Source organism: Microbacterium gorillae (assembly GCF_000826185.2).
GTDB classification, from domain to species: Bacteria; Actinomycetota; Actinomycetes; order Actinomycetales; family Microbacteriaceae; genus Microbacterium; species Microbacterium gorillae.
In genome coordinates this window covers 1,080,796-1,095,479 of the sequence record NZ_LN648875.1, presented here as the reverse complement: position 1 = coordinate 1,095,479, position 14,684 = coordinate 1,080,796, and the positions used below count along the sequence as shown (strand labels likewise).

Genomic DNA, 14,684 nt, shown 5'->3' with positions numbered 1-14,684 from the left:
CGCGATCGACAGTCTGAACTGGGGTGACGAATGAGCGTGGCCGCGACATCGCTGTTCCGCCTTCCGGACCTCGGGGAGGGGCTGACCGAGGCCGCCCTCGTGACCTGGCTCGTGCACACCGGTGACGAGATCGCCGTGGACCAGGCCGTCGCCGAGGTGGAGACGGCGAAGTCGGTCGTCGAGCTGCCCTCGCCGTTCGCCGGACGCGTCGTGGCGCTGCACGGCGAGCCGGGAGACGTCATCCGCGTCGGGGCCCCGGTGCTGGAAGTCGACAGCGGAACAGGCGACCCCGCGCCGGAACCCGATCGTCTTGAGCTGGACGCGCACCGTGCTGAGGAGCGGGCCGGGTCCGGCAACGTGCTGATCGGCTACGGCACCTCCGGACACGACGGCCCCGCGCGACGGCACCGCGCACCCAGGGCCGACACCGGTCCGATTCCGGTGCCCGAGCCCGTCGATCCGGGCCACGCGATCGCCGTCCGCTCGCCGCTGATCCGTCGTCTCGCGCGCGATCTCGGGTTGGACCTGCACGCGATCACCGGTACCGGAACGGGCGGGGTCATCACCCGCGCGGATGTTCTCGCCGCCGCCACCGATTCCCCGGCGCCCGCACCCGACCTCCCCGCTGACCTCGCCGTCGCCACCCGCGAACCGTTCTCCATGCTCCGCCGCGCGGTTTCCGACAAGCTCACGACCAGTCGCCGCGAGATCCCCGAGGCGACCGTCTGGGTGGATGTGGACGCGACGCGGCTGTGGGACCTGCGCGCCGAGCTGCGCACAGGTGCGGACGCCGCACCGTCCCTGACCGCACTGCTGGCGAAGTTCGTGCTGCTCGCGCTGCGGGAGTACCCGTTGCTGGCGAGCCGGGTCGGACCGTCCGGCGATGAGCTGATCACGTTCGACGAGGTGAACCTCGGCATCGCCACGGACACGCCGCGCGGTCTCGTCGTGCCGCGCATCTCCCGAGCCGGCGCGCTGACGCTGAGCGAGCTGGATCGGCGGCTCAGCGAGATCGCCGCGGTGGCGAGCACCGGGCACCTGGCACCGGCCGATCTCGCCGGGTCGACCTTCACGCTGAACAACTACGGCTCGTTCGGCGTCGACGGCTCGGCGGCGATCATCAACCACCCCGAGGTGGCCATCCTCGGCGTCGGTCGGATCATTCCGCGGCCCTGGGTGGTGGACGGCCAGATCGTCCCGCGTCGCATCGGCCAGCTCTCGCTCGTGTTCGACCACCGGGTGTGCGACGGCGGCTACGCGGCCGGGTTCCTCCGCCACATCGTGGGCTCGATCGAGCACCCGCTCGGCCTGTTCCGGGGCCTGTGATGAGCGCCCTGGAGATCACCGAGACCGCCGGCCGGGTGGTCGCCACGCTGAACCGCCCCGAGACCCGTAACGCGATCGACCAGGCGCTCATCGACGCGCTGCACGAGCTCTGCGCCGACCTGGAGGCGCACCCGCGACTGCTGATCCTCACCGGTGCCGATGGCGTCTTCGCATCCGGCGCGGACATCGCGCAGCTGCGGGAACGGACCGCGGCCGATGCGCGAATGGGGATCAACACCCGCGCGTTCGACCGCATCGCGCGCCTGCCGATGCCGGTCATCGCCGCCGTCGACGGCTACGCGCTCGGCGGGGGCGCCGAGCTCGCGTACGCCGCGGACCTGCGGATCGGGACGCCGGACACGCGGATCGGAAACCCCGAGGTCGGCCTCGGCATCATCGCCGCCGCCGGCGGGACCTACCGCCTGCCGCGACTGGTCGGCCAGGCTCGTGCGGCTGAGCTGCTGCTGACCGGCCGCGTGCTGCGTGCGGACGAGGCACTCGCCTGGGGACTGCTGTCCGCGATCCATCCCGCCGCCGAACTGCTGGACGCGGCGCACGCGCTCGCGGACCGCATCGGCGCGAACGACGCGCTCGCGCTGCGGCACACGAAGACCGCGCTCGCGGCCGCCCCGGACGCGCATCCCGACATCGAGCTGGAGCTGCAGGCGGAACTGTTCGAGAGTCCGGAGAAGCATCGCCGGATGACCGCGTTCCTGGAGAAGAGGAAGTCATGACGGAGGAGGCAGCGGTGCCCGGATCGGGGGCGCCGTCGGCGGAGGGGCGGAGCACCATGAGTGAGGCGACAGCAGTTCCCCGCACGGTGGGCGTCGTCGGTGGCGGGCGGATGGGGTCCGGGATCGCGCACGCGTTCCTCCTCGCCGGTGCGAGGGTCGTCCTCGTCGAGCGCGACGACGAGTCCGCGGACGGGGCCCGATCGAACGTGCTCGGCTCCCTGGCCCGCTCCGCGGGCAAGGATCCGACCGTGAACGAGCGTGAGCTCGGCGGGCAGCTGTCCGTCGGCACCGACCTCGGCCTGCTGCGGGATGCGGATCTCGTCATCGAGGCGGTGCCCGAGGACGTCGAGCTGAAGCAGGACACCCTGCGTCGGGTCTCCGCGACGGTTCGGCCGGATGCGGTGATCGGTACGAACACGTCATCGGTGCCGATCGGAGCGCTGGCGGAGGCCGTCAAGCGACCGGAGCGCTTCCTCGGGCTGCACTTCTTCAACCCGGTGCCGGCGTCCGCCCTGGTCGAGATCGTGCACGGAGCTGAGACCGCGCCGGAGGTGGTCGATCGCGCTGCGGGCTGGGTCGCCGCGCTCGGAAAACGTGCGGTGATCGTCGCGGACGCACCCGGTTTCGCGTCCAGCCGGTTGGGTGTCGCGCTCGGACTCGAAGCCATGCGCATGGTCGAGGAGGGGGTCGCGTCGCCCGCCGACATCGACGCCGCGATGGAGCTCGGCTATCGTCACCCGACCGGTCCGCTGCGGACGACGGACATCGTGGGGCTGGATGTCCGGCTCGGGATCGCGGAGGAGTTGCAGCGCCGGCTCGGCAATCGGTTCGAGCCGCCCGAGATCCTGCGCCGGATGGTGGATGAGGGAAAGACCGGACGCAAGTCCGGGCACGGGTTCTACGACTGGAGTGAGTCATGAGCGCTGCGGTGCTGTGTCGGGATCGTCACGGGTTCTCCGACGGGAGTGAGTCATGAGCCCCGCTGTGCTGCCGAGCTACGTTCGCGACGGCTGGTGGACCCCCGACGCCGGGGCCGAAGCCGTCGTGGTGCGGGACTCGTCCACCGGCGAGCCGGTCACGCACGTCAGCACCGCCGGTCTGGACCTGGCCGCCGTCCTCGAGCACGCGCGCACCGTGGGCACGGAATCGCTGGCCGCGCTGACGTTCCACCAGCGGGCCGTGCTGCTCAAGCAGTTCGGTGCCGCCCTCACCGAGCGCAAGAGTGAGCTGTACGAACTGAGCAAGAGCGCCGGTGCGACGCTGCGCGATTCGCTCGTGGACGTGGACGGCGGGATCGGTGTGCTGTTCACGTACTCGTCCAAGGGGCGTCGTGAGCTCGAGAACGGCCGCGTCCACCTGGACGGACCGGTCGAGCCGCTGTCGAAGGACGGCTCATTCCTCGGTCGGCATATCTACACCTCGTTGCCCGGCGTGGCCGTGCAGATCAATGCGTTCAACTTTCCGGTGTGGGGTGCGCTGGAGAAATTCGCACCGGCGTTCCTGGCCGGTGTCCCCACGGTCGTGAAGCCCGCGACGCCGACCGCGTACGTGGCCGAAGCATGGGTGCGGATCCTGGTGGAGTCCGGACTCCTTCCCGCCGGGACGCTGCAACTGGTGTCCGGTTCGGTGCCGGATCTGTTCGAGCACCTCCGTCTGGGGGACACGGTCGCGTTCACCGGTTCCGCGACGACGGCCGCGAAACTGCGGGACCACGCCGCCGTGCAGACGGGCGGCGTGCGGTTCACCAGCGAGACCGACTCGATCAACGCCTCCGTGCTCGGCCCGGACGCGACCCCGGACACTCCGGAGTTCGAGGCGTACGTCAAGCAGCTGTTCGTCGAGCTGACCACCAAGGCCGGACAGAAATGCACGGCGATCCGTCGCGCCATCGTTCCCGCTGACCGGGTCGAGGAGGTCGTGGCCGCGCTGCGCGATCGGATCGCTCAGCGCGTGGTCGTCGGTGACCCGCACGACGAATCCGTGACGATGGGTCCCCTCGTCTCGCTCGCGCAGCGGGCCGAGGTCGTCTCCGCAGTGGACCGCCTGCTCGCCGCCGGCGGCACCGCCCTGATCGGCGATGTCACGGTGCCCGACGTCACCCGCGCCGACGGGACGGTCGGGCCCGCCGATGACGGCGCCTTCCTCGCTCCGATGGTGATCGGCTTCGGCGCCGAGACCCCGGACGCGGCGCACGAGATCGAGGCGTTCGGCCCGGTCACCTCAGTGCTGCCGTATCGGGCCGTCGAGGACGCCGTCGCGCTCGTGCAGCGCGGTGGCGGGTCACTGGTGACCTCGGTCGCCAGTGCCGACACGGACGTCGTCACCGCGCTCGTGTCCGGCGTCGCCGCGTACAACGGCCGCGTGCTCGTCCTTGACCGCGACGACGCGCGGACCTCCACCGGCCACGGCTCTCCGGTGCCGCACCTCGTGCACGGCGGACCGGGACGCGCGGGTGGCGGCGAGGAGCTGGGTGGGATCCGGGCGGTGCTGCACTACATGCAGCGCACCGCGATCCAGGGCTCACCGCGGGTGCTCACCGCGCTGACCGGCGTCTGGCACCCCGGCGCGGAGGTCCGGCAGGAGGGTCATCCGTTCCGCCGGTCGCTGCAGACGCTGCGGATCGGTGACCAGTTCGCGTCCGCGCTTCGTCCCGTCACGCTCGATGACATCGCCCACTTCGCCGAGTTCACCGGCGACACGTTCTACGCCCACACCGACGAGGAGGCCGCTGCCGCGAACCCGTTCTTCCCGGGTCGGGTCGCGCACGGCTATCTGCTGGTGTCGTGGGCGGCGGGACTGTTCGTGGACCCCGATCCGGGACCCGTGCTGGCCAACTACGGCCTGGAGAACCTGCGCTTCATCACGCCCGTCTCGCCGGGTGATGCCATCCGCGTCACGCTCACCGCGAAGCAGATCACGCCGCGGGAGACCGACGAGTACGGCGAGGTCCGATGGGACGCGGTGATCCACAACCAGAACGGCGAGATCGTGGCGACATACGACGTGCTCACGCTGGTGTCGAAGGAGGACCGATGAGTGATCCTGAGATGAGTGTTCCGGAGACCGCAGACCCGATCGCCCGAATGCTGGCGAACGACGCCGCGTCGGAGTCGCTCGGCATCAGCGTGGTCAGCTACGCACCGGGGGAAGCCGTCGTGCGGATGACGGTCCGCGACGACATGCTCAATGGCTTCGGCATCACCCACGGCGGCCTGGTGTTCGCGCTCGCCGACACCGCGTTCGCGATCGCCTGCAATGAGGACGAACGGATCACCGTCGCGGCCGGGGCCGACATCACGTTCCTGCGGTCCACCGGCGCCGGGGACGTGCTCACCGCCCGGGCCAACCGGCGCTCGCGCTCGAAGCGCACCGGGCTCTACGACGTCACCGTCTCGGACGCGTCGGACGAGGTGGTCGCGGAGTTCCGCGGCCGCTCGGTGACCACGAACCGCACCTATCCGACGGAGGAGTGATGGAGTTCGAGCCTGTTGACATCGACACGATCGACCGTGATGAGCTGGAGGCCGTCCAGCTCGAGCGGTTGCGCTGGAGCGTGGAGCACGCCTACCGCAACGTTCCGCGGTACCGCGAGAAGTTCGACGCCGCCGGCGTCGCGCCGGAGGACGTCCGGACCCTCGCCGACGTCGCGCGCCTGCCGTTCACGACGAAAGCGGACCTGCGCGAGACGTACCCGTTCGGCATGTTCGCGGTGCCCATGGCGGATGTCCGGCGCATCCACGCCTCCAGTGGGACGACCGGTCGCGCCACCGTCGTCGGGTACACGGCGGGGGATCTGGACCGCTGGGCCGACCTCGTCGCCCGATCCCTGCGGGCCTCCGGTGTGCAACCCGGGATGAAGGTCCACAATGCGTACGGCTATGGCCTGTTCACCGGCGGTCTCGGTGCGCACGCGGGCGTTGAGCGCCTGGGCGCGACGGTGATTCCGATGTCCGGCGGTCAGACCGCCCGACAGGTGCAACTGATCCGTGACTTCGAGCCCGAGGTCATCATGTGCACGCCGAGCTACCTGCTCACGATCGCGGACGGGATGGTGGCCGCCGGGATGGATCCGCGGTCCTCGTCGCTGCGGATCGCCGTGCTCGGCGCGGAGCCGTGGACGAACGAACTGCGCCTGGAGATCGAGCGGAAGCTCGACCTGGACGCCGTGGACATCTATGGCCTCAGTGAGGTGATGGGTCCGGGTGTCGCGAACGAGTCCGTCACGACGAAGGACGGCCCGCACGTGTGGGAGGACCACTTCCTGGCCGAGACCATCGACCCGGAGACCGGCGAGCCCACGGCTCCGGGCGAGATCGGTGAGCTCGTGTTCACGTCGCTGACCAAGGAGGCGTTCCCGATCATCCGCTACCGCACGCGGGACCTCACGCGGCTGCTGCCGGGAACGGCGTTCCCGGCGTTCCGGCGCATCGAGAAGATCACCGGGCGCGATGACGACATGATCATCCTGCGCGGCGTGAACCTGTTCCCGACCCAGATCGAGGAGCTGGTGCTCGGCATCGAGCAGCTGACGCCGCACTTCGTGCTGGAACTGACGCGGGAGGGGCACCTGGACGCTCTGACCGCTCGCGTCGAGCGGCATCCGGACCTCGACCGCGCCACGTGCGAGGCCGCCGCCGAGGTGCTGCGGCAGCGGATCAAGGCGCACATCGGCGCGTCCGTCGCCGTCGTGATCGCCGAACCCGGCGAGCTGCCGCGCAGTGAGGGCAAGTTGCAGCGGTTGCGCGATCTCCGCGACCGACCCGTCGGGACGGACGTACCCTGATGACGAAGGACGATCGTGGAAACGAGGTGTCGATGATGACCTCTGATGAGAACGCCGGACGCAGCGTTGCGAAGAACAACGGGGAGTCGGCCACGACCTCTGATGTGAATCAGCTCCAACCCCTGACGGACGCCGACGAGCAGGCCGTCTTCGACGCGCTGATCGCCGCCGAGCAGCGCATCGAGCCGCGCGACTGGATGCCGGCGGCGTACCGCAAGACGCTGATCCGGCAGATCTCCCAGCACGCCCACTCCGAGATCATCGGCATGCAGCCGGAGGGCAACTGGATCAGCCGCGCGCCGTCGCTGAAACGCAAAGCGATCCTGCTGGCGAAGGTGCAGGACGAGGTCGGCCACGGGCTGTACCTCTATTCCGCCGCCCAGACGCTCGGCATCACCCGGGACGAGATGACGACCCAGCTGATCGAGGGACGCGCGCGGTACTCCTCGATCTTCAACTACCCGACGCCGACGTGGGCGGATATGGGCGCGATCGGCTGGCTCGTGGACGGCGCCGCGATCTGCAACCAGGTGCCGCTGTGCCGGGCGTCGTACGGTCCGTACGGGCGGGCGATGGTGCGGATCTGCAAGGAGGAGTCGTTCCACCAGCGGCAGGGGTTCGAGATCCTGCTGTCGCTCATGCGCGGCACCGACGCGCAGCGGCAGATGGCGCAGGACGCGGTGAACCGCTGGTACTGGCCGAGCCTGATGATGTTCGGACCCCCCGATGACTCGTCGCCGAACTCCGCGCAGTCCATGGCGTGGAAGATCAAGCGGTTCTCCAACGATGAGCTGCGCCAGCGCTTCATCGGCATGCTGGTGCCGCAGGCGGAGATCCTCGGTGTGACGTTGCCGGATCCGGAACTGCGGTGGGATGAGGACGCGCAGCAGTGGCACACGTCCGAGATCGACTGGACCGAGTTCCACGAGGTGCTCGCCGGCCGTGGACCGATGAACACCGAGCGGGTGCGCAACCGTCGGGTCGCGCATGAGGAGGGCGCCTGGGTCCGCGAGGCCGCGGCGGCGTATGCCGCGAAGCGCATGGATCAGCGGGAGGTGGCGTGATGACTCCGCAGGGAGCTCGCGTGTCGGCGAAAGGGGCCGTGAGATGACGACTCCGGGAGCATCGCCGCAAGAGACCTGGCCACTGTGGGAGGTGTTCGTTCGCGCGAATCGTGGCCTCAGTCACGTCCACGCCGGATCCCTGCATGCGCCGGACGCGGAGCTCGCGCTGCGCAACGCCCGCGACCTCTACACGCGCCGCAACGAGGGCACGAGCATCTGGGTCGTGCCTTCCGACGCGATCACGACGAGCGATCCGGACGCGAAGGGTGCGTTCTTCGAGAGCCCGGCCGGCAAGAACTACCGGCACGCGAAGTACTACACCGCCGCCGAGGGGGTGCCCCACCTGTGACTGATTCCAATGCGGGCGTCGATGTCGGTGTGGGTGGACGCGCCGCACCTGTGAGTGACGAAACCATCCACGTCACCGTCGAGGACATCGAGCTCGATGCCGAGTACGTCGGAGCTGAAGGGCGCGCGACCAGCGCCGACATCGCGGAGTACGCGCTGCGGCTCGGTGATGACGCCCTGATCCTGTCGCAGCAGCTGTCCGGTTGGGTGGCGAAGGCTCCGGAGCTGGAGGAGGACGTGGCCCTCGCGAACATCGCGCTCGACCTCCTCGGTCACGCGCGCTCGCTGCTGCGGTACGCCGGGACGTTCGACGGCCGGACCGAGGACGAGCTGGCGTACTTCCGCGACGAGCCGGACTTCCGCAGCGCGTGGTTGTTCGAACTGCCCCGGGGCGACTTCGCCGACACCATCGCGCGGCAGCTGCTGGCCTCGTCGTACCTGTTCGCGCTGTACGGCGCGCTGATGTCCTCGACGGATGGGACGATCGCCGCGATCGCCGCGAAGGCGGTCCGCGAGGTGGAGTACCACCGCGATCACGCCGTGCAGTGGACGCTGCGCCTGGCCGACGGCACCGACTACTCGCGGGAGCGGATGACGCAGGCGCTGACGGACGTGTGGCCGTTCCTGGACGAGCTGTTCCGCGACGATGAACTGATCGCGCGCCTCGAGGGTGCGGCGGTGCGACCCTCGGAGCTGCGCGCGCCGGTGGACGGTGTGCTCGCCGCGGTCCTCGGTGAAGCGGACCTCGCGATGCCGGAGGTTCCGCCCTCCAGCGCCGGCGGCCGGCGCGGCGTGCATCATCCCGCGCTGGGCTTCGCGCTCGCGGAGCTGCAGGTGCTCGCTCGAGCTCATCCGGGGGCGACGTGGTGATGCTCAGCTCGGTGGAGTCCCGCGCGTGGGAGGTGGCCGCGGCGGTCGTGGACCCGGAGGTCCCGGTCCTGACGATCGCGGACCTCGGCGTGCTGCGCTCCGTGCGCGCCGAAGGGGAGACCCTCGTGGCGACGATCACGCCGACGTACTCCGGGTGCCCGGCGATGGACACGATCCGCGACGACGTGGAACTCGCGCTCGCGGCCGCCGGCTTCGCGCACGTGCGAGTCGACCTGGTGCTGTCGCCGGCGTGGACCACCGACTGGATGAGCGAGGACGGCAAGCGCAAGCTCGAGGAGTACGGCATCGCCCCGCCGACCGGGCGGGCACGGGTGCGTGGTCCGATTCCGCTCGCGCTCGCGGTGCGGTGTCCGCGGTGCGGGTCGCTCAACACCCGCGAGGTGTCGCGGTTCGGGTCCACGTCCTGCAAGTCCTTGTTCGAGTGCCGAGATTGCCTCGAACCCTTCGACCACTTCAAGGTGCACTGATGAACGTCCCTGAGCGCTTCGTCGTTTCGGCCGCTCACCGTGCGGAAGGGGGTGTGCACTGATGCCGGACACCACTTTCAACGACACCGAGCGCATCGCCGACGCCCTGCTGAACACCGCCGTGGGTGGCAGCGGGAGCCCGCGGCGGCGCGCGCGGTTCCACGAACTCGCGGTGTCCACGGTTCGTCCGCTCACCGAGGACGCGGTGGAGGTGACGTTCGCGGTGCCGGACGAGCTCGCTGGGGAGTACGACTACCTGCCCGGCCAGTACGTCGCACTGCGAACCACGCTGGAGGGACATGAGCTGCGGCGGTCGTACTCGCTGTGCCGTCCACCTGAGCCCGGACGCCTGAGCATCGGCATCAAACGTGACCACGGCGGGCTGTTCTCGACGTGGGCGCAGACGGACCTCGCCGTCGGCGACCGCATCGACGTGATGAGTCCGCAGGGCGCGTTCACCTCCACGCTCGCCGACCTCGACGACGCGCACGTCGTGGGCGTCGCGGCCGGATCCGGGATCACCCCGCTGATGGCTCTCGCCACGGCCGTGCTGGCGCGGTCGGAGACCAGCCGGTTCACGCTGCTGTACACGAACCGGTCCTCGACGAATGTGATGTTCGTGGAGGAGCTGGCCGACCTGAAGGACCGCTACCCGACCCGGTTCGTGCTGCACCACGTGCTCTCGCGGGAGCAGCGCGCGGCACCGGTGCTGTCCGGTCGGATCGACGAGGAGCGCCTCAGGACGATCTTCGACCGGCTCGTGCTGCCGGCGACCGTGGACGAGTGGTTCCTCTGCGGACCGCTGGAGCTCGTGCAACTGTGCCGGGACACTCTCGCGGATCTGGGCGTGGATTCCGGGCACGTCCGGTACGAGCTGTTCTCGGCGGGGGAGAACAGCGGGGGGCCGACGACGCCGCGTCCGGTCGAGGTGCGTGAGGGCGAACCCACCGTTGCGATCGACGTGACGCTGGACGGGCAGTCCACGACGGTGCAGAGCCCGGTCAGCGCGAACGAGTCCATCCTCACCGCCGCGCTGCGGGTGCGCGCGGATGTGCCGTACGCCTGCTCCGGCGGCGTGTGCGGGACCTGCCGGGCGCGGGTGCTGAGCGGGTCCGTCCGGATGACGGAGAACTACGCCCTGGAGCCGGACGAGCTCGAGCGCGGGTACGTGCTGACCTGCCAGTCGCACCCCACCAGCGACCGTGTGGCCGTGGACTACGACGTATAGGGATCCAATGATCATCGACGGGTACGCGGCTGAGATCGTCCGCGACCGCGTGAAGGGAGTGTCTTCGTGATCGACCTGAGCATCGACGGCGGCGTCGCCGAGATCGTGCTGAACCGTCCGGAGCGGCTGAACACGCTCAATGAGCAGGCGTTGCGCGATCTCGCGACGGCGTACGGCGAGGCCGAGGCCGCCGGCGTGCGGGCGCTCGTGCTGCGTGGCGAGGGACGGGCGTTCTGCGCGGGGCGGGACATCGCCGGCGTGGATCCGGCGACCGACGACGTGGACGGCTACCTGTCCGGACTGCTCACGCCGTTGCTGGAGCGGATGGCGGCGTTCCCGGCTCCGACCTTCGCGGCCGCGCAGGGCGCCGCGCTCGGCGTCGGCCTCGGGCTGCTGATCGCGACCGATGTGGTCTACCTCGGTGAGTCGGCGAAGATCGGTTCGCCGTTCGGGGCGCTCGGCGCGATCCTGGATTCCGGTGGCCACGACCTGTTCCGGGATCGCCTCGGCAGCCATCTCACGCTCGATCTGATCTACACCGGTCGGATGCTGTCGGGCGCCGAGGCGGTGTCCGCGGGCCTGTTCTCGCGGGTGCTGCCGGACGACGAGCTGCTGCCGACCACGCGCGATATCGCCGCCGGGGTGTCGACCGGACCCACGGCCGCGTTCGTCCGCAGCAAGCGCATGCTCGCGAAGGCACGGGACCAGGCGTGGGAGTGGCGGCGGTGGCTCGACGAGGAGGCGCGCGCGCAGGCTCAGCTGCGTGACACCGCCGACTACCGTGAGGGCTTCCGCGCGTTCCAGGCGAAGGAGCGCCCGACCTTCACGGGCCGCTGACAATCAGGGTCGATCCCGCTTCGCCGCGAGCAGGATCCGCACCAGGCCACAGATGATGGCGACCACCGTGATCACGAGCAGGACCACCATGATGATCGCGGGTATCGCCCGTGCGCCGGTGCCGAGCAACGCGCCGGCGCCCAGGCGCTCGGTGAGCATCGGCGGAACGAGCCACAGGAGTCCGGCGATCGCGCCGATGATGACACCGGTGATCATCGCGAACATCATCCAGGTGCCGCGGGTGGCCGCGCCGTCTTCGACGTCGATGCCGCTCCGCGGCCAGCTGAGGCGAAGGAACCCCACGGTGAGCAGGACCCACCCGACAACGAGCGCGACGCCGATCGCGGGCGGGCACGCGAGTTCGGTGCCGTCCGTCAGCGTGATGGTGATGACGCCGATCGCGCACAGCACGACGAACGTGCCGAACAGCAGTACGAAGACCGCCGCGAGTCCGATCCATCGCCAGATCGCGCGTGCCCCCGGTCGTCGCTGACTCATCCCGTCACGATAGCCGCCCGACGGCTCTGCCGGTCGTCCGTCGCCGTCACCGGGTGGGGAGTCTGGGCGTGCCGGGGATCCGGAACTAGGCCGAGTCGCCGAGGAGGCTCACCCAGGCCGCGGCGAGGACGTCGAACTGGGGGGCGCCGGCGAGGTCCCAGGGTTCGCGGTTCCACTTCAGGTGGGCGCTGGTGAGCGCCTCGTGCGCCAGGTAAGCGCGGAAGCGGTGCGTCGCCGGGTCGTGCCGTGACGCGAGGGTCATGCCCTCGACGAGGTCCCCGGAGACCTCGCCGTACCACTCGTCCTTCAACGCCCGGATGTCGGGATCGACGGCGGACGCCTCGATGACGATCGTGATGTGGTCGCGGATGCGCGGCCAGCGCTGCGCCTGCACCAGGAGCCAGTCGCGCAACGAGTCGAAGGTCCCGACCCGGACCGCCTCGACGAGCGACCGCGCGGTGGAGTGGCGCTCCTCGGACGGGCCGCGTTCGAGGACCTCGTTCAGCTCGTCGAACAGGGCGCGGACCACATCGACCTTATTCGCGAAGTGAGCGTAGAAGGTCACTCGCGTGGTGCCGACCGCCGTCGCGATGTCATCGACCGTCGTCGCGCTGTAGCCCTTGTCCGTGAACAGTCGTAGGGATTCCTCGAGCAACTGTTTCCGGGTGTGGGCCTTCTGCTTCTCGCGCAGGTTCGCCATGCGGACAGCGTAGTCCCGTTACGCTCCGAAAAATCACTTGACATGACGTAAAGTGAAGGGCATTCTGAGTGCACCACGAGACAGAACGCCCCCCACGGCATCGGAACGAAGGAGTTCCCCCATGACAGCGCCCACCAGCACGATCATCGCGTCCCGCGGATCGGTCAGAGCCACGTTCATCGCGGCCTTCCTCTCCGTCTGTCTCGCCCAGACGGCCTATGCGGTTCCGGGAGCTCTCAACGGTGCCTTCGCCGCCGAGTTCCACGCCACCGGCGCGGGGCTGACCTGGATCACGGCGATCTTCGAGATCGGCATCGTCGCGTTCGAGCTCACGTTCGGTCTGCTCGGTGACAAGTTCGGTCGCAAGAAGCTCCTCGTCGCCGGCGGCGTGCTGGTGATCGCCGGTGCCGCACTGTCCGCCCTCGCCACGACGATCGGCTTCATGATCTTCGCGCAGGCGGTGATCGGTATCGGGGCCGGCCTCCTGTTCCCGATCGGCCTCGCGATGGTGTCCGCGCTGACGCCGGACAAGGCGAAGCGGTCCCGGGTCATCGCGACGTGGGCCGGATTCCTGTCCCTCGGGGCGGTCATCTCGCCGGTGATGGCGGGTCTCACGGCCCAGTTCCTCACGGTCCCGGGCGGCGCGGGTGAGCCCAACGTATTCAGCGGCTGGCGGGTGTCCTACTGGCTCATCGCCGTGGCCGCCGTCGCTCTCGTCGTCGTGTCGCTGGCCGCCCGTGACTCCTCCGCCCCGGCCGGCCGCCGTCTGGATCTGCCCGGTCAGTTCACGTTCGCCGTCGGACTGATCGCAGTGCTCTACGCGACCGTCACCGCGGTGGACCACGGCTTCACCTACGCGCCGGTGATCGTGGCGTACATCATCGGAGTCGTGCTGCTGGTCGCCTTCGTGATCATCGAGCTGCGCTCCCCGGCGCCGCTGCTGCACCTGGAGCTCTTCCGCAACCGCAGCTTCTCGATCGTGTCGATCGTCGCGGTGGTCGGCATGTTCGCGTTCCTCGCGACGTGCTTCGCGACGTCGATCTCGATGGGCGCGGTCGCGCAGTCGCCGGTGTGGGTCATCGGTGTGCTGTTCGTCCTGATCCAGGGGCCGGCGTTCCTGCTCGCCCCGGTGGTCGGCCGCCTCATCCACACGGTCGCGCCGCGCTGGCTGCTGACCACCGGCTTCCTCCTGATCGCGGTCAGCGGGTTCTGGCTGTCCACCTTCACGCTCGGAGTGCCGGAGCGCTTCGGCGGGACGTCGTGGACCGCCTTCATCGTCCCGCTCCTGCTGCTGGGCGTCGGCTTCGCACTGACGATCGGCTCGATCACCGCGGTCTCGATCAACACGGTCGAGGAATCGCAGATCGGCATGGCGTCCGCCACCACCAGCCTCATGCGCGATCTGGGCTTCACCCTCGGTCCGGTGATCGGTTCGGTGATCGCGTTCGGCATCGGTGCCGCCGCGTTCTCCGGGCCCATCGTGGGTGTGCTCACTGGAGCAGGCCTCCCCGCCGAGGCCGTGCAGGGTCTGTCGCACGTGCCCCCGCTGGCGTGGCTGTCCGGCTGGGACGGCGTCGTCGGCCAGTTCGCCGGCGAGCTCGCGGCGTCCGGTGCACCGCAGGCGACGGTGGACGGTGCGGTTCAGGCGATCACGGCGGCCCAGGGCGACATCATGGGCACCGCCGGATCGTCCCTCGGCGGCGGGTTCGGCGTGGTCTACCTCGTCGCGGCGGTGGCCGCCGTCGCCTCGGCTGCGCTCACCCTCTTCCTGCCGTCCCAGGAGCGCGCCTCCGTGTCCTAGGCTCAGG

15 protein-coding genes are annotated in these 14,684 nt (G+C 69.9%); 13 read left to right on the top strand and 2 right to left on the bottom strand.

Annotated features, from left to right (window positions below):
* Positions 1-30: 30 nt before the first annotated feature.
* From BN1193_RS14695 to BN1193_RS14640, 12 genes are all read left to right on the top strand, one after another.
* Positions 31-1,326, top strand: a complete 1,296-nt coding sequence (locus tag BN1193_RS14695) for a dihydrolipoamide acetyltransferase family protein (RefSeq protein ID WP_040167605.1) — start codon at positions 31-33, stop codon at positions 1,324-1,326.
* A complete protein-coding gene (locus BN1193_RS14690; protein WP_040167604.1) occupies positions 1,326-2,060 on the top strand; it encodes an enoyl-CoA hydratase/isomerase family protein in 735 nt (244 codons plus the stop codon). The genes BN1193_RS14695 and BN1193_RS14690 overlap by 1 nt, the downstream gene beginning before the upstream one ends.
* Positions 2,057-2,980, top strand: coding sequence for a 3-hydroxyacyl-CoA dehydrogenase family protein (locus BN1193_RS14685; RefSeq protein ID WP_407662118.1), 924 nt, complete (start codon positions 2,057-2,059; stop codon positions 2,978-2,980). Before BN1193_RS14690 ends, BN1193_RS14685 begins: the two co-directional genes overlap by 4 nt.
* Before the next feature lie 52 nt (positions 2,981-3,032).
* The gene (gene paaZ / locus BN1193_RS14680; RefSeq protein WP_040167603.1) at positions 3,033-5,096 is read left to right on the top strand and encodes a phenylacetic acid degradation bifunctional protein PaaZ; all 2,064 of its coding nucleotides are present in this window, start codon (positions 3,033-3,035) and stop codon (positions 5,094-5,096) included.
* The gene (gene paaI / locus BN1193_RS14675) at positions 5,093-5,533 is read left to right on the top strand and encodes a hydroxyphenylacetyl-CoA thioesterase PaaI (protein ID WP_230206517.1); all 441 of its coding nucleotides are present in this window, start codon (positions 5,093-5,095) and stop codon (positions 5,531-5,533) included. Before paaZ ends, paaI begins: the two co-directional genes overlap by 4 nt.
* Positions 5,533-6,843 (top strand): AMP-binding protein, encoded by a 1,311-nt coding sequence (locus BN1193_RS14670; RefSeq protein WP_040167602.1) that lies wholly within the window; start codon positions 5,533-5,535, stop codon positions 6,841-6,843. The genes paaI and BN1193_RS14670 overlap by 1 nt, the downstream gene beginning before the upstream one ends.
* A gap of 32 nt (positions 6,844-6,875) precedes the next feature.
* Positions 6,876-7,907 (top strand): 1,2-phenylacetyl-CoA epoxidase subunit PaaA, encoded by a 1,032-nt coding sequence (gene paaA / locus BN1193_RS14665; RefSeq protein ID WP_230206516.1) that lies wholly within the window; start codon positions 6,876-6,878, stop codon positions 7,905-7,907.
* A gap of 43 nt (positions 7,908-7,950) precedes the next feature.
* A complete protein-coding gene (gene paaB / locus BN1193_RS14660; RefSeq protein WP_040167601.1) occupies positions 7,951-8,256 on the top strand; it encodes a 1,2-phenylacetyl-CoA epoxidase subunit PaaB in 306 nt (101 codons plus the stop codon).
* 50 nt (positions 8,257-8,306) lie between these two features.
* Positions 8,307-9,125 (top strand): 1,2-phenylacetyl-CoA epoxidase subunit PaaC, encoded by an 819-nt coding sequence (gene paaC / locus BN1193_RS14655; protein WP_040167599.1) that lies wholly within the window; start codon positions 8,307-8,309, stop codon positions 9,123-9,125.
* Entirely contained in the window at positions 9,125-9,613 is a 489-nt protein-coding gene (gene paaD, locus BN1193_RS14650; RefSeq protein ID WP_040167598.1) for a 1,2-phenylacetyl-CoA epoxidase subunit PaaD, read from the top strand. The genes paaC and paaD overlap by 1 nt, the downstream gene beginning before the upstream one ends.
* 61 nt (positions 9,614-9,674) lie before the next feature.
* Complete coding sequence (gene paaE, locus BN1193_RS14645; protein WP_094770560.1) at positions 9,675-10,841, top strand: 1,2-phenylacetyl-CoA epoxidase subunit PaaE; 1,167 nt, start codon at positions 9,675-9,677, stop codon at positions 10,839-10,841.
* A 66-nt stretch (positions 10,842-10,907) separates the two neighbouring features.
* A complete protein-coding gene (locus BN1193_RS14640; RefSeq protein WP_040167596.1) occupies positions 10,908-11,678 on the top strand; it encodes an enoyl-CoA hydratase/isomerase family protein in 771 nt (256 codons plus the stop codon).
* A gap of 3 nt (positions 11,679-11,681) precedes the next feature.
* On the opposite strand, the gene BN1193_RS14635 is transcribed toward BN1193_RS14640, so the two are convergent.
* Positions 11,682-12,176: a hypothetical protein gene (locus tag BN1193_RS14635; protein ID WP_040167594.1), complete on the bottom strand. Its 495-nt coding sequence runs from the start codon at positions 12,174-12,176 to the stop codon at positions 11,682-11,684.
* Between the two features lie 85 nt (positions 12,177-12,261).
* Positions 12,262-12,876: a TetR family transcriptional regulator gene (locus tag BN1193_RS14630; RefSeq protein WP_040167593.1), complete on the bottom strand. Its 615-nt coding sequence runs from the start codon at positions 12,874-12,876 to the stop codon at positions 12,262-12,264.
* Positions 12,877-12,997: 121 nt separating this feature from the next.
* Here BN1193_RS14630 and BN1193_RS14625 point away from each other — a divergent pair, with 121 nt between their 5' ends.
* The gene (locus BN1193_RS14625; protein ID WP_052460828.1) at positions 12,998-14,677 is read left to right on the top strand and encodes an MFS transporter; all 1,680 of its coding nucleotides are present in this window, start codon (positions 12,998-13,000) and stop codon (positions 14,675-14,677) included.
* Positions 14,678-14,684 lie beyond the last annotated feature (7 nt).